We start from the raw sequence: 21209 nt of genomic DNA, 5'->3' as shown, positions 1-21209 counted from the left end.
TGGGACCCAAGCATGGCCCTGGCCTGGCACAGCCCGGTCTACCTGGAGCGCCAGCGGCTTTTGGCGGCGCTTCCCGAGGAGCCGGGTTTTGCCATCTGGCTCGAGGCCCCCGCGGGCTTCGGCAAGAGCGTGCTGGCCGGGCAGCTCGCCGCCCGCCTTCCCTTCAGGTCCTTTTGGGGAAGCGCCCTCCTGGGGGAGCCCAGGGCCCTTTTGGCCAAGGCCCTGGGCCTGCCCGAGGAGGCCCCCTGGGGGGCAGTGGTGGAAAGCCTGCGGGCCGAGCCCACCCTGGTGGTGCTGGAGGACCTCTCCGGGGAGGAGGAGCTCTCCCCCCTCCTGCGCACCCTGCCCTGCCTCCTGGTGCTGGCCAGCCGCAAGCCCCTCCCCTACCCTGAGCTCCCCAAGCTCCTGGCCGAGGGAAGGCTGGTGCACCTCCAGGCCCAGGACCTGGCCTTCACCCTCGAGGAGGCCAGGGCCCTCTTCGGCGGGCAGCCGGGGTGGCGGGAGGCCCACGGGGCCACGGGGGGCTGGCCCCTGCCCCTCTTCCTCTCCGCCCTTACCGGCAGGCCCCCTGAGGCCCAGGCCCTCCTCCAAGGCCTCCGGGAAAGCCTCCTCCCCGAGGAGTTCCAAGAGGGGCTCCTCCTGGCCGCCCTGCCCCTCCTGCCCCAGGCCCACGCCACCCCGGCCACGGAGGGCCTCTTCCAGAAGGGGCTTCTGCGCAAGACCCCGGAGGGCTACCAGCTCCACCAGCTCCTGAGGGAGATGGCCCTGCGTAGCCTCCTCCCCCAGGTGCAAAAGGCGGTGCGGGAGGCCGGGGACAGGCTTCCCCCCGAGCTTTGGGCGGAGGCCCTCTTTGGGGCCGGGCTCCACGGGGAACTCCTGGAGCTCTTGGAGACCCCCCGCCAGATCCTCCTGGCCCCGGAGCGCCTCTGCCAGTGGGAGGCCCTCCTGCGCCAGGGAGGGCCCAGGGCCCGGCTCAGGCTGGGGGAGGCCCTCCTCCAGTGCGGGCGGCAGGACGGAGCGGCCCTCCTGGAGCCCCTGGCCGCCTCCGAGGACCCGGGGGTGGCCCTCATCGCCTGCGGCCACCTGGCCTTCTACCTGGCGGAGCCCATGCTGGGGAAAGACCTCCTCCGGGCCCAGGCCTACCTGGAACGGGGCCTGGCCCTCCTGGACCGGGTGAAGCCGGAACTGGCGGGCCGCTTCCTGAACGACGCCGCCCGGGTGCCCTACGAGGCAGGCAGGCCCGAGGAGGCCCTGGCCCTCCTGGAGGAGGCCCTGAGGCGCCTCCCCCCGGAAAGCCCCTTCCGGGCCGCCCCCCTAAACAACCTGGCCCTCCTGCGCTTTGAGCTTAAGGGGGCCCTTCTGGAGCGCGTGGCCGCTATGGAGGAGGCCAGGTTCTCCCCGGAGGTGGCCCTCCACAGCCTCCCCGGGCACCTCCGGGACCTGGGGCGGCTTCACCTCCTCCTGGGGGAAAAGGAAAAGGCCAGGGCCTACCTGAAGCAGGCGGCGGAGGCCCCCGGCAACCCCCTGGCGGCCCTCGAGGCCCGCATGCTCCTGGCCCACCTGGAGGAGGACGCCCAGGGGCTGGCCCGCCTGGTGGCCCAGGCGGAGCTTTGGGAGAACCCCTACCTGGTGGAGCGGGGCCGGTCCCTCCTGGCAGGCCTGAGGGGGGACCCAAGCCTCCTGGAAGGCCTTTCCGGCTTCCTGCCCCGCCTCACCCTGGCCCTGCTTCGCCAGGACCCGGCCCTCCTCCCCCCCTACCCCGAGGGACGGGAGGAGCGCCTCCACTGGCACGCGGCGCGCTACCGCCTCCTGCGGGAGGAGGGGGACTTAGAGGCCCTCCTCACCCTCACGGACGCGGGGGTGAGGGTCCTCCCTGGCCTTGTCCCCCTGGAGGAGCTTCCCCAAAAGCGCCCGGAGCTGGCCCAGGCCTATCCCCTTGCCCAGGTCCTGGGTTCGGGCTGGAAGGAGGCCGTGCGCCTGCGCCTTTCCGAGATACCCCCCCTGCGGGTGAGGGTCCTGGGCACCTTCCGGGTGGAGGGCCCCTTGGGCCCGGTGGAGCTTAAGGGCAAGGCCCAGGAGGTCTTCGCCCTGCTCCTCCTGGGCCTGCCCCGGGAGGAAGTGGCCTTCGCCCTCTGGCCCGACCTGCCCGAGGAGGCCGCCCTCAACAACCTCCACGTGTGGCTGGCCCGGATGCGCAAGCTCCTGGAGCCCTGGGGGGTGGCCACCTACCTGGAGGAGGGAGGGCTTAGGCGGGTGGAGGCCGACCTCCTGGCCCTGGAGAAGGCCCTGGCGGAGGGGGAGGCAGAACAGGCGCTGGCCCTCTACCAAGAGCCCCTCTTCCCCGGCCTGGACCATCCCCTCCTGGACCGCAGGCGGGAGGAGGTTTTCCACCGGGTGCGCTCCCTCTTCCTGGAAAGGAGGGAGCCAAGGTTCCTGGAGCGCCTCCTGGAGCTGGACCCCCTGGACGAGGAGGCCCTCCTGCCCCTGGTGGAGGGGTGCCTGGCCCGGGGCCAGCGGGCCCGGGCGCGCCGGCTTCTGGAGGACTACCGCCGCCGGCTCTGGGAGGAGCTAAAGGAGCGCCCTTCCCCCCGGGTGGAGGGGCTACTGCAGGGGCTTTGAGCCCCCGGGGCTCGCCCCGAGGAACAGGCCCTCCCCCCGCAGGCAAAGCCCCTCCCCCGGCTCCAGGAGGAAGGTGAAGGGGGGAAGCCGCCTCTCCCCGCACACCTCCGCCTCGCCCTCCAGGAGGGTGAGGAGGAGGGGCCTTTGGGTCCGGAAAAGCCGCTCGCCCTGTAAGGGAAAGCGGTAGAGGCGGAAGTGGGGGGTCTTGAGGAGGAGCTCCCCCCCGGCCACCGGCCTGGGGCGCACGGGGGGAAGGGGGGTGGGCCGGAGACGGGCCACCTCCAGGGCCCTCTCCAGGTGGAGCTCCCGGGGGCGGCCGTAGTCATAGAGGCGGTAGGTGAGGTCCGAAGGGGTCTGAACCTCGTAGACCCGCACCCCGGGGCCCAGGGCGTGCACCACCCCGGCGGGCAGGTAGACCACCTGGCCCCGCTCCACCCGCACCCGGCGGAGCACCTCACCCAGGGTTCCCTCCTGGGCCCGGCGGCGCACCTCCTCAGGGGGTAGCGCCCGGGCAAAGCCGTAGACGATCTCCCCGGGGGCCAGGACGTACCAGGCCTCGTACTTGCCGGGCTTCCCCTCCACCCGGAGGGCGTAGGGGTGCGGGGGGTGGACCTGCACGGAAAGCCACTCCGCCGGGTCCAGGAGCTTCAGCAGGAGGGGTTCTTCCGCCAGCCAGACCTCCCCCACCCCGGGGCCGAAGCCCAGGGCGCTTCCCCCCCAGATCCGCGCCACGGGCTTGGGCGCAAAGGGCCGCATGGGGGTTAGCATAAGGGGTATGCGCGACCTGGACCGGGAGGAAACCTATCTGGCCGACCGCCGGGGCCTGGCCCTGGAGCTACGGGACCTGGTGGGCACGGGCCCCGTGCCCCCCGAGGCCTACCCCGGGCCCCACGGGGTCCTGGGCTACGGGGAGGGGCGCTTCGCCGCCCTCCTCTCCGGCCTCCCCGACTGGACGGAGGAGGGGACCCTCTTCGTGCTGGAAGGAGGGTATGACCTGGGGGAGGCCGCGGCCATGGGCCTTCTGGCGGAGTCGGGGAAGGCGCGGGTGGTGCGGGTGGGCTTCCGGGCCGGGGTGGAGGTCTACCTCCCCCCAAGCCCCCTAAGCCCCTACCGCTACCTGCGCTTCCTCCTCCTGGCCACGGGGCAGGAAGGGGCCCTGAAGGAGGTGGACGAGGCGCTCTTGGCGGAGCGGCGCCACCTGACCCCGGAGGTACCCCTGGAGGCAAACCCCGCCAAGTTCCTGGCCTACACCCTCCTGGAGCGGCTTCCCCTCTTCTATGCCCCCGCCTTCCGGCCCCTGGAGGAAGCGGCCCAAAGCCTCCTGGCCCGCATCGGCAAAAGCCTCTCCCTGACCCCGCCCCACAGCGCCCTGGAGTTCTTCCTCACCGGGATGGAGGCCCGCCACGAGCAGGGGGACCCCCTGGCCGCCGTCCTCCTGGGGGAGGGGGAAGCGGTGAAGCTGGCCAAGGAGATCCTGGAAAGCCGGGTGGACGCGGTGGCGGAGGTGCCCGCCCCCGAGGGAAGCCGCCTGGCCCAGGCCATGGCCCTCTGGTACCGCCTGGCCTGGACCGCCTACTACCTGGCCCTCCTCTACGGGACCGACCCCTCCGACCCCGAGGTGTTGGAGCGCCTGCGGGAAGTGAGCTAGTGGAAATCCCCCCCTTCCCCAAGCCCCCAAGCCTCGAGGCCGCCCTGGCCCTCCAGCGCCAGCTGGCCCAGGGGGTGGTTCTGGAGGGAAGCCTCGAGGGGGTGAGGCTTTTGGCCGCCCTGGACGCCTCCCACCGGCGGGGCAGGCCCCTGGTGGCGGTGGCCGTCCTCTACCACCGGGAGAGGGGTCCCCTTTTCGTGGGCAAGGGCCTGGTGCCCGAGGAGAGCCTTTTCCCCTACATCCCCGGCCTCCTCTCCTTCCGCGAGGCCCCCGCCTACCTGGAGGCCCTAAGAGCCCTCCCCGAGGCCCCGGAGGCCCTCCTGGTGGACGGCCAGGGCATCGCCCATCCCCGAGGCCTGGGCATCGCCAGCCACCTGGGGGTGCACCTGAACCTCCCCAGCGTGGGGGTGGCCAAAAGCCTCCTCTTTGGCCGCCCGGCCGGGCCCCTGCCCCAGGCGGCGGGGAGCGCCGTGCCCCTCCTGGCCCCTGACGGGAGGCCCCTGGGGTACGCCTACCGGAGCCGCACGGGGGTGAAGCCCCTCTACGTCTCCCCCGGGCACCGGGTGGGCCTCGAGGCGGCCCTGGCCTTCGTGCGAAGCCTCCCCACCCGCTACCGCCTCCCCGAGCCCCTGCGCCTGGCCCACCTGGAGGCGGGCCGGGCCCTCAGGGCCTTAGACTGAGGCCCGTGGACGCACACCGGCCCAACCCCGTGTACCGGGCCGCCTGGTACCTGGCCCGGTTTCTCCTGCACACCCTCTTCGGCTACCGGGTAGAAGGGTGGGAAAACGTGCCCAAGGAGGGCCCGGTCATCCTGGCGGCCAACCATCTCTCCATCCTGGATCCCATCGCCATAGGCGCGGGGGTGCGAAGGCCCGTGAGCTTCCTGGCCCGGGCCGACGTCTTCCGCCTGCCCTTCCTCTCCTGGCTTTTGCCCCGGCTCTACGCCATCCCCGTGGAGCGGGGGCAAAGCGACCTCTCGGCCATCAAAAGCGCCATCCGCGCCTTAGAAAGGGGCATGGCCTTCGGCATCTTCCCCGAGGGCACCCGTAGCCGCACGGGCAGGCTCCAGCCCTTCAAAACCGGGGTGGCGGCCATCGCCCTGCGCACGGGAAGCCCCGTGGTCCCCGTGGCCGTGGTGGGCACGGACCAGGCCTGGCCCGTGGGCAAAAAGCTCTTCCGCCTGCGCCGGGGCATCCGGGTGATCTACGGCCAACCCATTTCCGTTCCAAGGGCAGGACGGATCTCCCACCAGGAGCTGGAAAACCTCACCCGGGAGATAGAGGCCCGGGTACGGGAACTTCTCCCCCCCCAGTACCGCTAGAGCCAATGCTTCCATTATCACATATAACTATACTTGGGTATAGAAATGGGTCAGGGTATTGCGTATAGCTATCCAAGCGTGATATAGTCCGTCCGGAAGGGAAAAGGCAAAGGAGGTGAAGAATGGCAGCAAAGAAAACGGTGACCAAAGCGGATCTGGTGGACCAGGTGGCGGCGGCCGCGGGGCTCAAGAAGAAGGACGCCAAGGCGGCGGTGGACGCCTTCCTGGCCAAGGTGGAAGAGGCCCTGGCCGCGGGCAACAAGGTGCAGCTCACCGGCTTCGGCACCTTTGAGGTGCGCAAGCGCAAGGCCCGCACCGGCGTGAAGCCCGGCACCAAGGAGAAGATCAAGATCCCCGCCACCCAGTACCCCGCCTTCAAGCCGGGGAAGGCCCTCAAGGAGAAGGTCAAGAAGTAGGTTATCCCTTCCCCCGGGGGGCTCAGGCCCCCCGGGCTTATTTAGGCCCCACCCAGGGCGCCTCCCGGCCTGGCCTTGGGCACCACCCGGGGGGCCTCCTTCTCCTCGCGCACCTCGGACCGCTCCTCCTCCAGGGGCAGGCCCTCCACCACCTTCTGGAACTCCTCGGCGGTGAGGGTTTCCCGCTCCAGGAGGGTCTCGGCCACCCGCTCCAGCACCTCCCGCTTCTCCTGAAGGAGATTCTTCACCCGCTGGTACTGCTCCTCGATGAGGCGGCGCACCGCCTCGTCGATGCGCTTGGCGGTTTCCTCGGAGTACTGGCGCACGTCGTACCCCCCGAGGTAGGTGTCCTCCCGCACGGCGTAGGCCACGGGGCCGAACTCGGGGTGCATGCCCCACTCGGTGATCATGCGCCGGGCCAGCTCCGTGGCCTGGCGGAAGTCGTTCTCCGCCCCGGTGGTCACGTCCTCAAAGACCAGCTCCTCCGCCGCCCGCCCCGCCAGGGCCACGGCGATCTGGTCCAGGAGGCGGTTGCGGCTCCAGTGGAGCATGTCCTCCCGCCTGGGCATCATGAAGCCCAGGGCCCGCCCCCGGGGGACGATGGTCACCTTGTGCACCCCGTCGGCATGCTCCAGAAAGTGGGCGGCCAGGGCGTGCCCCGCCTCGTGGTAGGCGGTGATGCGGCGGTCGCGGGGGGTGAGGACCATGCTCTTCTTGGCCGGGCCCATCATCACCCGGTCCGCGGCCTCCTCCAGGTCCTTCATGGTGATCTTCTTCCGCCCCTCCCGGGCGGCCAGGAGGGCGGCCTCGTTGAGGAGGTTCTCCAGGTCCGCCCCCACGAAGCCCGGGGTGCGCTTGGCCAGGAGGGCCAGGTCCACGTCCTCCGCCAGGGGCTTGCCCCGGGCGTGGATGCGGAGGATCTGCTCCCGTCCCTTCACGTCGGGGGCGTCAATGGCCACCTGGCGGTCAAAGCGGCCCGGACGCAGGAGGGCCGGGTCCAGGACGTCGGGCCGGTTGGTGGCGGCCATGACGATGATGGTGGAGTCCTTCTCAAAGCCGTCCATCTCCACCAGGAGCTGGTTCAGGGTCTGCTCCCGCTCGTCGTTGCCGCCCCCGACCCCGCTTCCCCGCCGGCGGCCCACGGCGTCAATCTCGTCAATGAAGACGATGCAGGGGGCGTGGCGCTTGGCGGTCTCAAAGAGGTCCCGCACCCTGGCCGCCCCCACGCCCACGAACATCTCCACGAAGTCGGAGCCCGAGGCGGTGATGAAGGGCACCTTGGCCTCCCCGGCCACCGCCCGGGCGATGTGGGTCTTGCCCACCCCCGGGGGCCCCACCAGGAGGACCCCCTTGGGGATGCGGGCCCCCATCTCGTGGAAGCGGGCGGGGTTTTTCAGGAACTCCACGATTTCCTTGAGCTCCTCCTTGGCCTCCTCCGCCCCGGCCACGTCCTTGAAGGTCACCTTGGGGGCCTCGGTGAGGACCTTGGCCCGGCTCTTGGTGAAGCTGAAGGCCCCGTCGGAAGGGCCGGCGCGGCCCGTGCGGGAGAAGTAGAAGAGGGCGCCGATGAGGAGGCCCACCAGGAGGAGGGGCCAGAGGAAGCCCAGGGGGCTTTGCCCCTGAGGGGGCTCCACCCGCACGCTCACCCCCCGTTTGGTCCAGGCCTCGAGGGTCAGGTTGTCCGGGGGGCTGGCGGCGTAGGTGGTGAAGGTGGAGCCGTCGGTGAGGACCCCCTGGATGCGGGTATCCCCGGCCCGGACCACCACCTCCTTCACCCTGCCCGCCTGCAGGTCCTCCAGGAAGGTGGTGTAGTTCACCGCCCCGCCGGGGTTGCCCGTGGTGCCCGCCAGGCTGAAGGCCCAGGCCAAAAGGAGCAGGCCCAACACGAAGACCAAGAAGTTCAAGGGAAGCCGGGACATGTCTTTCCTTAGGGTACACGCCCGGCGCGGGTTCCGGGTAGCTCGGGCTACTATGATATAACTAAGCTCAAGTCTCTTGACTTAAGCATATAGGGTGGCTTAGGCTTAGTGAGGAGAGGTGAGCTATGGCCAAGGCAGTGGGCATTGACCTGGGCACCACCAACAGCGTGATCGCCATCATGGAGGGCGGTAAGCCCGTGGTCCTGGAAAACGCCGAGGGGGAGCGGGTCACCCCCAGCGTGGTGGCCTTCCGGGACGGGGAGACCCTGGTGGGCCGCATGGCCAAGCGCCAGGCGGTCCTGAACCCCGAGGGCACCATCTTTGAGATCAAGCGCTTCATCGGCCGCCGCTTTGAGGAGGTGCAGGAGGAGGCCAAGCGGGTGCCCTACAAGGTGGTCCCCGGGCCTGATGGCGGCGTGCGCGTGGAGGTGAAGGGCAAGCTCTACACCCCCGAGGAGATCAGCGCCATGGTCCTCCGCAAGCTGGTGGAGGACGCCTCCAAGAAGCTGGGCGAGCGCATCACCAAGGCGGTAATCACCGTGCCCGCCTACTTCAACAACGCCCAGCGGGAGGCCACGGCCAACGCCGGCCGGATTGCGGGCCTCGAGGTCCTGCGCATCATCAACGAGCCCACCGCCGCCGCCCTGGCCTACGGCCTGGACAAGAAGGGCAACGAGACCGTGCTGGTCTTTGACCTGGGGGGCGGCACCTTTGACGTGACCGTACTGGAGATCGGCGAGGGGGTCTTTGAGGTGAAGGCCACCTCGGGGGACACCCACCTGGGCGGCTCCGACATGGACCACGCCATCGTGAACTGGCTGGCCGAGGAGTTCCGGCGGGAGTACGGGGTGGACCTCAAAGCGGACCGCCAGGCCCTCCAGCGCCTCATTGAGGCGGCGGAGAAGGCCAAGATTGAGCTCTCCAGCACCTTTGAGACCACCATCAGCCTGCCCTTCATCGCCCTGGATCCCGCCAGCAAGACCCCCCTGCACCTGGAGAAGAAGCTCACCCGGGCCAAGTTTGAGGAGCTCATTGAGCCCCTCCTGAAGCGCCTCAGGGGTCCGGTGGAGCAGGCCCTGAAGGACGCGGGCCTCTCCCCCGCGCAGATTGACGAGGTGATCCTGGTGGGCGGGGCCACCCGGGTGCCCGCGGTGCAGCGGGTGGTGAAGGAGCTTCTGGGCAAGGAGCCCAACCGCTCGGTGAACCCCGACGAGGTGGTGGCCATGGGGGCGGCCATCCAGGCGGGGGTGCTCATGGGGGAGGTGCGGGACGTGGTCCTCCTGGACGTCACTCCCCTCTCCCTGGGGGTGGAGACCAAGGGCGGGGTCATGACCGTGCTCATCCCGCGGAACACCACCATCCCCACCCGCAAGTGCGAGATCTTCACCACCGCGGAGCACAACCAGACGGCGGTGGAGGTCCACGTGCTCCAGGGGGAGCGCCCCATGGCCGCGGACAACAAGAGCCTGGGCCGCTTCCGCCTCGAGGGCATCCCCCCCATGCCCGCCGGGGTGCCGCAGATTGAGGTCTGCTTTGACATAGACGCCAACGGCATCCTCCACGTGACCGCCAAGGAGAAGTCCACGGGCAAGGAGGCCTCCATCACCATCCAGAACACCACCACCCTCTCCGAGGAGGAGATCCAGCGGATGATTGAGGAGGCCAAGCGCCACGCGGAGGAGGACCGCCGCCGCAAGGAGCACGCCGAGCTCAAGAACACCCTGGACTCGGCCCGCATCCAGGCGGAGCGGGTGCTCTCCGAGAAGCAGGGTAGCCCCGAGGCCAGGGCCCGGCTGGAGGCCGCCATCGGCAAGGCCAAGGAACTGGTGGAAAAGGACGCCTCCGACCCCGAGCTCAAGGCGGCCACCGAGGAGCTCCTGAAGGCGGTGGAGGCCTACGAGCGGAGCACCACGGCCACCGCGGGCAAGGGCCCGGACGACGTGATTGACGCGGACTACAAGCCCGCGGAGTAAGGACCCGGCGGGCCCCGCCGGCAGGTGGGGCCCCCTTTCCCCACAGGAGGGCACATGGAGAGGGAAAAGGAGCCCCTGGAGACCCAGGTGGAGGCGGACCTGAAGGCCATGGCCCAGGAGGCCGTGGCCGTGGAGGAGCGCCTCAAGGCGGCGGAGGAGGAGTTGAAGGCCCTCAAGGACCGCTACCTCCGCCTCCTGGCCGACTTTGACAACTACCGCAAGCGCATGGAGGAGGAGCTGAAGGCTCGGGAGCGGGAAGGGGTCCTGAGGGCCCTGAGGGCCCTCCTCCCCGTCCTGGACGACCTGGACCGCGCCCTGGAGTTCGCCCACGCCAACCCCGAGAGCATCCTCCAGGGGGTTAAGGCGGTGCGGGAAGGGTTTTTCCGCATCCTGGCCGGGATGGGGGTGGAGGAGGTGCCGGGGGAGGGCGAGGCCTTTGACCCCCGCTACCACGAGGCCATCGGCCTCCTGCCGGGGGAGCCCGGCAAGGTGGCCCGGGTCTTCCAGCGGGGCTTCCGCCTGGGGGAGGCCCTGGTGCGCCCCGCCCGGGTGGCCGTGGGCGAGGAGAAGAGCCTGGAAGAGGCGGGCTTAGAGTAGGCCATGAAGGACTACTACGCCATCCTGGGGGTCCCCAGAAACGCCACGCAGGAGGAGATCAAGCGGGCCTACAAGCGCCTGGCCCGCCAGTACCATCCCGACGTCAACAAAAGCCCCGGGGCGGAGGAGCGCTTCAAGGAGATCAACGAGGCCTACGCCGTCCTCTCCGACCCGGAGAAGCGCAAAATCTACGATACCTACGGCACCACCACCCCGCCCCCGCCCCCACCCCCAGGCGGCTACGACTTCGGGGGCTTTGAGGTAGAGGACTTCTCCGACTTCTTCCAGGAGCTCTTCGGGGGCGGGCTTTTTGGGGGCCGGCGGACCAGGCCCAGGAGGGGCCGGGACCTTAGGGCCGAGCTTCCCCTGAGCCTCGAGGAGGCCTTCCACGGCGGGGAGAAGAACCTGGAGGTAAACGGCAGGCGCATCACCGTGCGCATCCCCCCCGGGGTCCAGGAGGGCGCGGTGATCCGGGTCCCCGGCATGGGGAACCCCGGGGAACCGCCGGGGGACCTTCTCCTTTCCGTGCGGCTCCTGCCCCACCCCGTCTTCCGCCTCGAGGGCACCGACCTCCACGCCACCCTGGACGTCCCCGCGCCCATCGCCGTGGTGGGGGGAAAGGTGCGGGCCCCCACCCTGGAGGGCCCCGTGGAGGTCACCATTCCTCCCAAAACCCAGGCCGGGCGGAAGTTGCGCCTGCGGGGAAAGGGCTTCCCCGGGCCCCACGGCCGGGGCGACCTCTACCTGGAGGTGCGGGTGGTCATCCCCGAACGCCTCACCCCCGAGGAGGAGGCCCTCTGGAAGCGGCTGGCGGAGGTGCACCATGCTCGTGCGTAGTGGTTGGGTTTCCATGGAGACCGTGGCCGCCTACGGGCTCTCCCTGGGGGCCGTGAGGGCCTACGTGGAAATCGGCTTCGTGGAACCCCTGGAGGTGGAAGGCGCCTGGTACTTCCGCGAGGAGGACGTCCGGCGCATGGCCAGGGCCGAGCGCATCCGGCGGGACCTGGGGGCCAACCTGATCGGGGCCGCCCTGGTGGTAGAAATCCTGGAAGGACGCTAGCCCATCCCCCAAAAACCGCTCCCCCGACCCCCCTCAGGGGGTCGGGCCTTTTGCAGGACGGAAAGCCCGGGCGTTCCGTCCGGCTATCTTCCCTTGCCTCCGCCACACCCCATGCAGGGCCGTGGGCAGATTGCTGGGCCACCGAACCGTTTGTTGGGGATAAGCTTTTGCGGCTTTGGTGTTCAGGCAGTTTGGGGTGCGCCTGTTGCCCTTGAGTAGCAATCCCCTTACGGGGCTAAGGCTTTTGCAACCACCATCGTCCAGACTACTGACGGGTGGGAAGTCTATGTAGAGTAGCAATCCCCTTACGGGGCTAAGGCTTTTGCAACGGGCTGTGGGTGAGGATCCTGGTCCCTCCGGTTCGGGTAGCAATCCCCTTACGGGGCTAAGGCTTTTGCAACTCTACCCCCTCCTCCACACCGTCCTGGACGGGGTTCTCAGAGGGGGGGGTTTGTGAGAAAGATGAAGTCTGGAATATGCATATGGCGTATAGAGGGCATTTTGCGGGGTTTAGGCCCATGCTCACGGCCATGCGGGCCATACGATGAGAGGGGAAAAGCGCATATTCCCCTTGCCCAAGGCAAAAACCCCTTGTCAAGCTCCCCGCCCGAGGCTTCGGACATCTGCATTATAGCACCTTACTGGAAGCTTGGACTCAGTCAAAATCTATTCTTCAAATGCCCTTCTGCAAATCGCTTCGCTTTTGTATAGCGGAAAAAGCGCTCATTCCGTCGGTCAAGTTCCGACAGTGGAAGTAGCTATCAAATGCTAAAGCAAGGAAAGGCAGCGAAGGCAAGGGCAGTAGGCGCATATCCGGTGCATCTCCAGAACTTCGGGGGTATGCTTAAGGAAGCCCTTCTCCTTCCCCCCTTCGCAACCGGCTTCCTGGACCCCCTATTTCGCGTCCTCTTCTCACTCAAGTTGACAAGACTTATATCAAGTGATATGCTTTAAATAGCTGGAGGTAAAGGGGCATGAACCTGGAACGCTGGACACAAGCCGCCCGGGAAGCCTTGGCCCAGGCCCAGGTCCTGGCCCGGCAGATGAAGCACCAGGCCATAGACGTGGCCCACCTCTGGACGGTGCTCCTCAAGGACCCCACGGGCGTGGCCTGGCGCCTTCTGGAAAAGGCGGGGGCAGACCCCAAGCGCCTGAAAGAACTCCAGGCCCAGGAGCTGGCCCGCCTGCCGAAGGTGGAGGGGGCCGAGGGCGGCCAGTACCTTACCCAGCGGCTTTCCGGGGTCTTCGCCCGGGCCGAGGCCCTGATGGCGGAGCTCAAGGACCGCTTCGTGGCCCTGGACACCCTGGTCCTGGCCCTGGCGGAGACCACCCCGGGGCTTCCCGGCCTGGAACTCCTGAAAAAAGCCCTTTGGGAGCTGAGAGGAGGGAAAAACGTGCAGACGGAACACGCGGAAAGCACCTACAACGCCCTGGAGCAGTACGGCATTGACCTCACCGCCCTGGCCGCGGCGGGGAAGCTGGACCCAGTAATCGGCCGCGACGAGGAGATAAGGCGGGTGGTCCAGATTCTCCTCCGGCGCACCAAGAACAACCCGGTGCTCATCGGGGAGCCGGGGGTGGGCAAGACCGCCATCGTGGAGGGGCTGGCCCAGCGCATCGTCAAGGGGGACGTGCCCGAGGGCCTCAAGGGCAAGCGCATCATCTCCCTGCAGATGGGCTCCCTCCTGGCGGGGGCCAAGTACCGGGGCGAGTTTGAGGAGCGCCTGAAGGCGGTAATCCAGGAGGTGGTGCAGAGCCAGGGGGAAATCATCCTCTTCATTGACGAGCTCCACACCGTGGTGGGGGCGGGCAAGGCGGAAGGCGCCGTGGACGCCGGCAACATGCTGAAGCCCGCCTTGGCCCGCGGGGAGCTGCGGCTGATTGGCGCCACCACCCTGGACGAGTACCGGGAGATTGAGAAGGACCCCGCCCTGGAACGGCGCTTCCAGCCCGTGTACGTGGACGAGCCCAGCGTGGAGGACACCATCTCCATCCTGCGGGGCATCAAGGAGAAGTACGAGGTCCACCACGGGGTGCGCATCGCCGACCCCGCCCTGGTGGCGGCGGCGGTGCTCTCCCACCGCTACATCACGGAAAGGCGCCTCCCCGACAAGGCCATTGACCTGGTGGACGAGGCGGCGGCCCGCCTGCGCATGGCCCTGGAAAGCGCCCCGGAGGAGATTGATGCCCTGGAGCGCAAAAAGCTCCAGTTGGAGATTGAGCGGGAAGCCCTGAAGAAGGAAAAAGACCCCGACTCCCTGGAGCGCTTGAAGGCCATTGAGGCGGAAATCGCCAGCCTCACCGAGGAAATCGGGAGGCTCAGGGCCGAGTGGGAGCGGGAAAAGGAGGTGCTGGGCAAGCTTCGGGAGGCCCAGCAACGCCTGGACGAGGTGCGGCGGCAGATTGAGCTGGCCGAGCGCCAGTACGACCTGAACCGGGCGGCCGAGCTCCGCTACGGGGAGCTTCCCAAGCTGGAGGCGGAGGTGGCGTCCCTTTCCGAAAGGTTGCGGGAGGCCCGCTTCGTGCGCCTCGAGGTCACCGAGGAGGACATCGCCGAGATCGTCTCCCGTTGGACCGGCATCCCCGTGGCCAAGCTCCTGGAAGGCGAAAGGGAGAAGCTCTTGCGCCTGGAGGAGGAGCTCCACCGGCGGGTGGTGGGCCAAGACGAGGCCATCACCGCGGTGGCCGACGCCATAAGGCGGGCCCGGGCCGGCCTCAAGGACCCGAACCGTCCCATCGGGAGCTTCCTCTTCCTGGGGCCCACGGGGGTGGGCAAGACGGAGCTGGCCAAAACCCTGGCCGCCACCCTCTTTGACACCGAGGAGGCCATGGTGCGCATTGACATGACGGAGTACATGGAGAAGCACGCGGTCTCCCGGCTCATTGGGGCCCCGCCCGGGTACGTGGGCTACGAGGAGGGAGGCCAGCTCACCGAGGCGGTGCGGCGGCGCCCCTACACCGTCATCCTCTTTGACGAGATTGAGAAGGCCCACCCCGACGTCTTCAACATCCTCCTGCAAATCCTGGACGACGGCCGCCTCACCGACTCCCACGGGCGCACCGTGGACTTCCGCAACACCGTCATCATCCTCACCTCCAACCTGGGAAGCCCGCTCATCCTGGAAAGCATCCAAAAGGGTAAGCCCTACGAGCAGATCCGGGAGGAGGTGTTCGGGGTGCTTCAGCGGCACTTCCGCCCCGAGTTCCTGAACCGCCTGGACGAGATCGTGGTCTTCCGGCCCCTCTCCCGGGAGCAGATCCGCCAGATTGTGGAGATTCAGCTGGGCAACCTGCGGGCCCGCCTGGCGGAGAAGCGCATCACCCTGGAGCTCACCGAGGCGGCCAAGGACTACCTGGCGGAAAGGGGCTACGACCCCGTCTTCGGGGCCCGTCCCCTGAAGCGGGTAATCGGGCGGGAGCTGGAGACCCCCCTGGCCAAGAAGATCCTGGCCGGGGAGGTGAAGGAGGGGGACCGGGTGGTGGTGGAAGCCGGGCCCATGGGCCTTATCTTCCGGACCCTGGAGCGCATAGAGGCCTAAAGGAGGCGGAGATGGATGTGAGGGAAGTTCTGCAAAAGGCCTACCAGGACGAGCTCCTGGACGCCCTGCGGGCGGAAAGGGCGGCGGAGGGGGTTCCCTATCCCCACCTCAAGGCCCTGCTCCAGGAGGTGGCCGCCAGGGAGCGGGCCCACGCCGAGGCCCTGGCCGAGGCCCTGCGCCGCCTCAAGGCTCCCCTTCCCCCCACCCCCAAGGCGGAGGAGGCGGGGTGGGAGGCCATGCTCCGCCTCCTCTCCGAGGAGGGGTTTGACCGGGCCTACTACCTGGAGAGCAGCCTGCCCGACCCCGACCTCGAGGCCCTTTTCACCCGGCTTGGGCAGGAGGAACGGCTGAACCAGGAGGCGGTGCGCAAGGTGGTGACGCTTATAGGAGGTAACCTATGATCTCCAGGGAAGAATTTCGGCGGATTCGGGAAGCGCTAGGGACCACGCAAGAACCCCTTCTCTCCCTCTACCTGGACGTGAACCCGGCCAAGCCGGAAAACGCCGGCCGGGCCTACGCCCTGCGGGCCAAGGACGCCATGAAGGCCCTGGGGGTGCCCGAGGACCTGCAGGAAAGGGTGCTGGAGGTGCTCAAGAACCAAGTCCTCCAGGCCAAGACCGCGGTCTTCTTTGCGGGAAAGGGCCTCTTTGAGACCCTCCTCCTCCAGGTGGAGCTTCCCCTGGTGAGCACCCTGAAGACCACCTTCCTGGAGGAAAAGGCCAACCGGCTCCTCACGGACGGCGTCCTGGCCCACTACGGCGAACCCTTCCTCCTCCCCCTGGCCTACGCCCTGGACGAGTACGAGCGCTACGGGGTGGTCTACCTGGACCAGGAGCGCTGGCGGGTCTTTGAGGTCTTCCTGGGCGAAATAGAGGAGGTTTCCGACGCCTTCCTGGCCCTGGACACCGACGCCTGGCGCCGCCTCAGCCTGGACGCCCCCGGACGCCGCTTCAACCTGGCAGGCATCTCCCGGGGCGGGGCGGGGCAGGACCTCTTCGCCAAGCGCCTGGCCGCCTGGGAGGAGCGCTTCTACAAGACCCTGGCCCATGAGCTGGAAAAACTCTGGGAGGCCCGCGGCTTCACCCGGCTGGTGCTCATGGGCCCGGAGGAGCACACCAAGCTCTTCCTGGGCTACCTGCCCCGGCGCCTGAAGGAGAGGGTAGCGGCCCTCCTCCCTTCCCTGCCCCACCCGGGGGCCACGCCGGGGGAGGTGCTGAAGCGGCTGGAGCCCGTCCTGGAGGAGGCCGAGCGCCGGGGAGAGGTGGAGCTCCTCAAGCGGCTGGAGGAGGCCTACCCTAAGGCGGTCTTCGGCCCCGAGGTGCTGGAAAGGGTCCAGGAGGGACGGGTGGAGCTTTGGGTGCTCCCCTGGCACCTGGAGCAACGGGTCTACGCCTGCGGCGAGCTCTACTTCGCCGAGGAGGCGAGGGCCCTGGCCACCTGTGAAACCCCCGAGGCCAAGCCCCTGGCCCTGGTCCTGCCAGAGTTGAGCGCGGGCTACGCGGCCAAGGTGGAGTTTGTCCGGGGCGAAGCGGAAGCACGGCTTCTTGAGCGCGGAGGCATGGCCGCGCTCTTGAGGTGGTAAGGAGGTGTGGCATGATCCGGTTTGACCCCTTTAAGGAGCTGGAGGAGTTGCAGGAAAGGCTGGCGCGTGCCTTTGGCACCCCCCAGCAGGGGCCCAGGGTCTACGCGCCCCCGGTGGACGTCCTGGAGGACGAGAAGGGGCTCCACCTCCTGGTCTACCTCCCCGGGGTGGACCCGGAGAAGGTGGAGGTGGTGGCGGAGGAAGGGGTGCTCTCCCTGAAGGCCGAGCGTCCCTTTGAAAAGCAGGAGGGAGCGGCCTACCACCGCCTGGAAGGCCCCTACGGCACCTTCGCCCGGAGCTTCAACGTGCCCAGCACCTTTGACCTCTCCCGGGTGGAAGCCCGCTTCCGCCACGGGGTCTTGCACCTTCTGGTACCCAGGGCGGAGGAGACCAAGCCCAAGCGCATCCAGGTGAAGGTGGAATAGGAGGTGAGGTATGCGGCGCACGGTGCGGTACATCCTGGCCACCTCCAACCCCATGGGGGACCTCGAGGCCCTGGAGCGGCTGGTGAAGGTGGCCCCCGACACGGGAGCAGACGCCATCGCCCTCATCGGCAACCTCATGCCCAAGACGGCCAAGAGCCGGGACTACGCCGCCTTCTTCCGCATCCTCTCCGAGGCCCACCTGCCCACCGCCTACATCCCCGGGCCCCAGGACGCTCCCATCTGGGAGTACCTGCGGGAGGCGGCCAACATTGAGCTGGTGCGGCCCGAGATGCGCAACGTCCACGAGACCTTCACCTTCTGGAAAGGGCCCTATCTGGTGGCGGGGGTGGGAGGCGAGATCACCGACGAGGGCGAGCCCGAGGAGGAGGAGGCCCTGCGCTACCCCGCCTGGGTGGCGGAGTACCACCTGAAGGCCCTCTGGGACCTTAAGGACTACCCCAAGATCTTCCTCTTCCACACCATGCCCCACCACAAGGGCCTGGGGGAGGCGGGCTCCCACGAGGTGGCCCACCTCATCAAGACCCACAACCCCCTCCTGGTCCTGGTGGCGGGGAAGGGGCAGAAGCACGAGACCCTGGGGGCAAGCTGGGTGGTGGTGCCGGGGGACCTCTCGGAAGGGGAGTATAGCCTCCTAGACCTCCGGGCCAGGAAGCTGGAGACGGGGAACGTGCGCTAAACCCCCTGCGCCGGGTTGGCCCGGCGCAGGGGCTCCCTTAGGAGCATGGCGGAGACCGTGGTCTGCCCCCGGTGTGGGGCCAAAAACCGGCTCGGCGAACCCCCGCCCGGGCAGGTCCCTGTCTGCGGGGCCTGCAAGGCCCCCCTGCCCTGGGTGGTGGAGGCGGACGAAAAGGGGTTTGCCCGGGAGGTGGCGGGGGCGCCTCTGGTGCTGGTGGACTTCTGGGCCCCCTGGTGCGGTCCCTGCCGCATGGTAGCCCCGGTCCTCGAGGCCCTGGCCCAGGAGTACGCGGGCAGGCTCAAGGTGGTGAAGGTGAACACCGACCAAAACCCCTCCCTGGCGGCCCAATACGGGGTGAGGAGCATCCCCACCCTGGTCCTCTTCCAGCGGGGAAACCCCGTGGCCACCTGGGTGGGGGCAAGCCCCAAGCGGGTGCTGGAGGAGCGGCTCAGGCCCTACCTGGGTTGAGGAGGTGAAGCATGTTGGAGAAGCTTTGGCCCTTTGGGCGCAACCGGGTGCGCAAGGCCTTTGAGGAAGCCCTGGAAAAGGCCTTCAAGGACGTGGAGGTGCTGGAACCCCTCTCGGAGCTCTCCGAGCACGAGGACCACTACCTCTTGCGGGTGGAGGTCCCGGGGCTCTCCCCCGAAGCCTTGGAGGTGCGCCTGGAGGGGGACCAGCTGGTGATTGAAGGGGAGAAGCGGGAGGAAAAGCGCACCAAGCACCTCTCGGAGATCGTCTACGGCCGGGTCTACCGCGCCTACCTCCTGCCCAAGGACGCCAAGAAGGAGGGCATCTCCGCCCGCCTGGCCAAGGGGGTGCTGGAGGTGAGGATTCCCCGGGAGAAGCGCCCCCCTGAGCCCCCGGTGCGCATTCCGGTGCAGGAAGGCTAACCCCGGTCCAAAGCTCCTTGTAGGAGGTGAGCGCGCATGCTGATGCAGGTGGCGGAGTTTGAAAGGCTCTTCCGCCAGGCGGCCAGCCTGGACGTGGACAAGAACGACCTGAAACGCCTCTCCGATTTCCTCCGGGACAGGCTCTACGACCTTCTGGTGGTGGCGGAGCGGAACGCTAAGTACAACGGGCGGGACATCATCTCTGAGCCGGATCTGCCCCTCACCAGGGGCCTCCAGGAAAGCCTCCAGGCCTTCCGCCGGCTGGACACCCGGCTGGCGCTTACCCCGGTGCTGGAAAGCATGGCCGCCCTCCCTCCCCTGGACCTGGAGATGGCCGAGGAGGTGCGGGCCCTCCTGCCCGAGCTGGCGGGCGCCCTGGTGGTGGCCTACGCCAAGGTGCTTAAGGAACTGGACCCCGCCCTAAAGAACCCCGAACCCGCCCACCACGAGCGGGCAGAGCGGATCTTCCGCCTACTCCTCTAGCATGGGCCAAGACGTCCTCCTCTCCCTCTACCGCCGGGCCACCCGCCTGGTCTTCAACCTGGTGGTGGTGGCCCTCCTTTTGGGCCTCTTCGTGGGGGTGGGGCGCACCTTCTCGGAGCTTGGCCTCACCCTCACCGAGCCCACGGTACGCCTGGGGCTGAAGGAACTCATCACCAACGTCCTCAGCCTGGTGATCGTCCTGGAGCTGGTGCGGGTCTTCGTGGAGTACTTTGAACTGGAGCGGGTGCGCCTCGAGGTCCTCCTGGAAATCGGGGTGGCCCTCGCCCTGCGGGAACTCCTCCTCCTGCTCTTCGCCGAAAAGATAAACGGCCTGGACCTCTTCCTCTGGACCCTGGGCATCCTGGCCCTGGTGGCTGGGCGCACCCTGGCGGTGCAGTTTTCCCCAAGGAGGCAAGGATGAGGGTAGAGGAAGCCGTCCTACCCGGGGTGGGGCGCAAGTTCACCATCACGGTGAGCAGCGGGGACCGGCTGGTCATCGTGGTCCACCACTCCGGCAAGCGGGAACTCCAGTACTTTGAAGGACCGGCAGAAGAACCCACCGCCGCCCTGGACCTCACGGACGAGGAGGCCCGGGAGCTTGGGGCCATCCTGGCCGGCGTCCTTTTCCACCCCGAGGCGGTGGGGGACACCCAGAGCAAGCTGGGGCAGAAGGTGATTGAGTGGCTCCGGGTCCTCCCGGGCTCGCCCCTGGTGGGAAAGCGGGTGGAAAGCCTCTCCCTGCCGGAAGGGGCCCACCTCCTGGCGGTGGACCGGCCCGGGGCCCCCCTGATCCCTCATCCCGCCCCGGATACGGTCCTGGAGGTGGGAGACACCCTGGTGGTGGCCGGTACCCGCGAAGCGGTGGAGGCCCTGAAACGGAGCCTATGATGCACCCCTCGGTGGAGGCCTTCACCCTGGCCGCGGGGCTTCTGGCCCTGGGGTCGGCCCTGGTGCACCGCCTGGGTTTCCCTCCCCTTCCCATCTACCTGCTCATTGGGCTCCTGGTGGGGCAAAGGCTCCCCGTGGAGGAGCTGGAACCCCTTCCCTCCTTGGGCCTTCTCCTCCTTCTCTTCTCCGTGGGCCTGGAGTTCGGACCCGACCGCCTAAGGGAGGTCTCGGGCAAGGCCCTGCGGGCAGGAGGCTACGACGCCCTGGCCCTCCCCCTGGGCTTTGGCCTCGGCCTCCTGGCGGGGTTGGACTGGCGGGGCGCCGCCCTGCTGGCGGGCGTGATCTACGCCAGCTCCAGCGCGGTCATCGTCAAGCTCATCGTTGACCTGCGCCGGGCGGCCAACCCCGAAAGCGAGGTGGTCCTGGGCATCCTGGTCCTGGAGGACCTGGTGGTGGCCCTCCTCCTGGCCCTCCTCGGGGGGGAGGGGGCCTGGGGGCTTTTGGGCGGGTTGGGCCTGGCCCTCCTCTACCTGCTCTTCGCCCGCTTCCTGGGTCCTGTCCTGGTACGCTTCGTGGAGACGCTTTCCGACGAACTGGTCCTCCTCCTGGGCGCGGCCTTCACCGCAGGCACCGCCCTCCTCTTCCACGCCGTGGGCGCCTCCGAGGGGGTGGGGGCCTTCCTGGCCGGGGTGGTGGCCGCCGCCTTGGGCCTGCGCGAACGCCTGGAAAGCCTCTTCGGTCCTGTCCGGGACCTGGGGGTGGCCCTCTTCTTCCTGGTGGTGGGGGCCGAGGCCCTTCCCCTCCTGCAGGACCTCACCCCCCTGGGGGTGGGCCTAACCCTTCTCGGCCTCCTCCTCAAGCTCCCCCTGAACCATCTGGGCAGTGCCCGGGCGGGGCTTTCCCCCAAGCGCCGGCTCTACAGCGCCTTCTACCTGGTGCCCCGGGGAGAGTTCAACCTGGTGCTGGGGACCCTGGCCCTGGCGCAGGGCTACCCCCTGGTGAGCCAGGTGGCCGTCCTCCTGGTCCTGCTTTCCATCCCCCTGGGGGCCCTCCTCATCCACCAGGCACCAAACCTTTGGGGCCTTTTCCCCAAACCTCGAGGCAAAGCCGCAGGAGCGAGCCCGAGGGGCTGACATTGTATTTTGGGGAAGG

General features: G+C 68.6%; 22 protein-coding genes. 20 read left to right on the top strand and 2 right to left on the bottom strand.

Annotated elements, in window-relative coordinates:
- The first annotated feature begins 12 nt into the window (after positions 1–12).
- Positions 13–2619 (top strand): AfsR/SARP family transcriptional regulator, encoded by a 2607-nt coding sequence (locus B128_RS0107635; protein ID WP_018111694.1) that lies wholly within the window; start codon positions 13–15, stop codon positions 2617–2619.
- Here the strand turns inward: B128_RS0107635 and B128_RS0107630 are convergent.
- Positions 2602–3375: a class I mannose-6-phosphate isomerase gene (locus B128_RS0107630; RefSeq protein WP_026175113.1), complete on the bottom strand. Its 774-nt coding sequence runs from the start codon at positions 3373–3375 to the stop codon at positions 2602–2604. The genes B128_RS0107635 and B128_RS0107630 overlap by 18 nt on opposite strands.
- Before the next feature lie 19 nt (positions 3376–3394).
- Here B128_RS0107630 and B128_RS0107625 point away from each other — a divergent pair, with 19 nt between their 5' ends.
- The 4 genes from B128_RS0107625 (at position 3395) to B128_RS0107610 (ending at position 6004) form a co-directional block, all read left to right on the top strand.
- Positions 3395–4267 (top strand): SIS domain-containing protein, encoded by an 873-nt coding sequence (locus B128_RS0107625; RefSeq protein ID WP_018111692.1) that lies wholly within the window; start codon positions 3395–3397, stop codon positions 4265–4267.
- A complete protein-coding gene (locus B128_RS0107620; protein WP_018111691.1) occupies positions 4267–4947 on the top strand; it encodes an endonuclease V in 681 nt (226 codons plus the stop codon). The genes B128_RS0107625 and B128_RS0107620 overlap by 1 nt, the downstream gene beginning before the upstream one ends.
- A gap of 5 nt (positions 4948–4952) precedes the next feature.
- Positions 4953–5588 carry a lysophospholipid acyltransferase family protein gene (locus B128_RS0107615; protein ID WP_026175112.1) on the top strand — a complete coding sequence of 212 codons (636 nt, stop codon included), beginning with the start codon at positions 4953–4955 and terminating at the stop codon, positions 5586–5588.
- Between the two features lie 122 nt (positions 5589–5710).
- Complete coding sequence (locus tag B128_RS0107610; RefSeq protein WP_018111689.1) at positions 5711–6004, top strand: HU family DNA-binding protein; 294 nt, start codon at positions 5711–5713, stop codon at positions 6002–6004.
- 41 nt (positions 6005–6045) lie between these two features.
- Here the strand turns inward: B128_RS0107610 and ftsH are convergent, their stop codons facing one another.
- Positions 6046–7923 (bottom strand): ATP-dependent zinc metalloprotease FtsH, encoded by a 1878-nt coding sequence (gene ftsH, locus B128_RS0107605; protein WP_018111688.1) that lies wholly within the window; start codon positions 7921–7923, stop codon positions 6046–6048.
- 125 nt (positions 7924–8048) lie between these two features.
- On the opposite strand from ftsH, the gene dnaK reads away from it, so the two are divergent.
- The 15 genes from dnaK (at position 8049) to B128_RS0107530 (ending at position 21190) form a co-directional block, all read left to right on the top strand.
- Complete coding sequence (gene dnaK / locus B128_RS0107600; protein ID WP_018111687.1) at positions 8049–9896, top strand: molecular chaperone DnaK; 1848 nt, start codon at positions 8049–8051, stop codon at positions 9894–9896.
- Positions 9897–9950: 54 nt separating this feature from the next.
- Complete coding sequence (gprE, locus tag B128_RS0107595) at positions 9951–10493, top strand: nucleotide exchange factor GrpE (protein WP_018111686.1); 543 nt, start codon at positions 9951–9953, stop codon at positions 10491–10493.
- A gap of 3 nt (positions 10494–10496) precedes the next feature.
- Positions 10497–11330: a DnaJ C-terminal domain-containing protein gene (locus B128_RS0107590; protein ID WP_018111685.1), complete on the top strand. Its 834-nt coding sequence runs from the start codon at positions 10497–10499 to the stop codon at positions 11328–11330.
- Entirely contained in the window at positions 11317–11553 is a 237-nt protein-coding gene (locus tag B128_RS0107585) for a chaperone modulator CbpM (RefSeq protein ID WP_026175111.1), read from the top strand. Before B128_RS0107590 ends, B128_RS0107585 begins: the two co-directional genes overlap by 14 nt.
- A 974-nt stretch (positions 11554–12527) precedes the next feature.
- Entirely contained in the window at positions 12528–15092 is a 2565-nt protein-coding gene (gene clpB / locus B128_RS0107580; RefSeq protein WP_018111683.1) for an ATP-dependent chaperone ClpB, read from the top strand.
- 11 nt (positions 15093–15103) lie between these two features.
- Positions 15104–15493: a ferritin family protein gene (locus tag B128_RS0107575; RefSeq protein ID WP_018111682.1), complete on the top strand. Its 390-nt coding sequence runs from the start codon at positions 15104–15106 to the stop codon at positions 15491–15493.
- Positions 15490–16674: a VLRF1 family aeRF1-type release factor gene (locus B128_RS0107570; protein WP_018111681.1), complete on the top strand. Its 1185-nt coding sequence runs from the start codon at positions 15490–15492 to the stop codon at positions 16672–16674. The genes B128_RS0107575 and B128_RS0107570 overlap by 4 nt, the downstream gene beginning before the upstream one ends.
- A gap of 11 nt (positions 16675–16685) precedes the next feature.
- Positions 16686–17099 carry an Hsp20/alpha crystallin family protein gene (locus tag B128_RS0107565; RefSeq protein ID WP_018111680.1) on the top strand — a complete coding sequence of 138 codons (414 nt, stop codon included), beginning with the start codon at positions 16686–16688 and terminating at the stop codon, positions 17097–17099.
- 10 nt (positions 17100–17109) lie between these two features.
- A complete protein-coding gene (locus B128_RS0107560; RefSeq protein ID WP_018111679.1) occupies positions 17110–17796 on the top strand; it encodes a metallophosphoesterase family protein in 687 nt (228 codons plus the stop codon).
- Positions 17797–17841: 45 nt separating this feature from the next.
- The gene (gene trxA / locus B128_RS0107555) at positions 17842–18264 is read left to right on the top strand and encodes a thioredoxin (RefSeq protein ID WP_018111678.1); all 423 of its coding nucleotides are present in this window, start codon (positions 17842–17844) and stop codon (positions 18262–18264) included.
- Positions 18265–18275: 11 nt separating this feature from the next.
- A complete protein-coding gene (locus B128_RS0107550; protein WP_018111677.1) occupies positions 18276–18686 on the top strand; it encodes an Hsp20/alpha crystallin family protein in 411 nt (136 codons plus the stop codon).
- A 36-nt stretch (positions 18687–18722) separates the two neighbouring features.
- A complete protein-coding gene (locus tag B128_RS0107545; RefSeq protein ID WP_018111676.1) occupies positions 18723–19169 on the top strand; it encodes a DUF1931 family protein in 447 nt (148 codons plus the stop codon).
- Position 19170: 1 nt separating this feature from the next.
- Positions 19171–19590, top strand: coding sequence for a phosphate-starvation-inducible PsiE family protein (locus tag B128_RS0107540; RefSeq protein WP_018111675.1), 420 nt, complete (start codon positions 19171–19173; stop codon positions 19588–19590).
- Complete coding sequence (locus tag B128_RS0107535) at positions 19587–20057, top strand: cation:proton antiporter regulatory subunit (protein WP_018111674.1); 471 nt, start codon at positions 19587–19589, stop codon at positions 20055–20057. The genes B128_RS0107540 and B128_RS0107535 overlap by 4 nt, the downstream gene beginning before the upstream one ends.
- Complete coding sequence (locus tag B128_RS0107530; RefSeq protein ID WP_018111673.1) at positions 20057–21190, top strand: cation:proton antiporter; 1134 nt, start codon at positions 20057–20059, stop codon at positions 21188–21190. The genes B128_RS0107535 and B128_RS0107530 overlap by 1 nt, the downstream gene beginning before the upstream one ends.
- Positions 21191–21209: the final 19 nt, after the last annotated feature.

It is taken from the genome of Thermus igniterrae ATCC 700962, from assembly GCF_000376265.1.
In the GTDB taxonomy this organism is placed as follows: domain Bacteria; phylum Deinococcota; class Deinococci; order Deinococcales; family Thermaceae; genus Thermus; species Thermus igniterrae.
The sequence above is the reverse complement of the archived record's forward strand: the minus strand, read 5'-3'. Positions and strand labels throughout refer to the sequence as shown.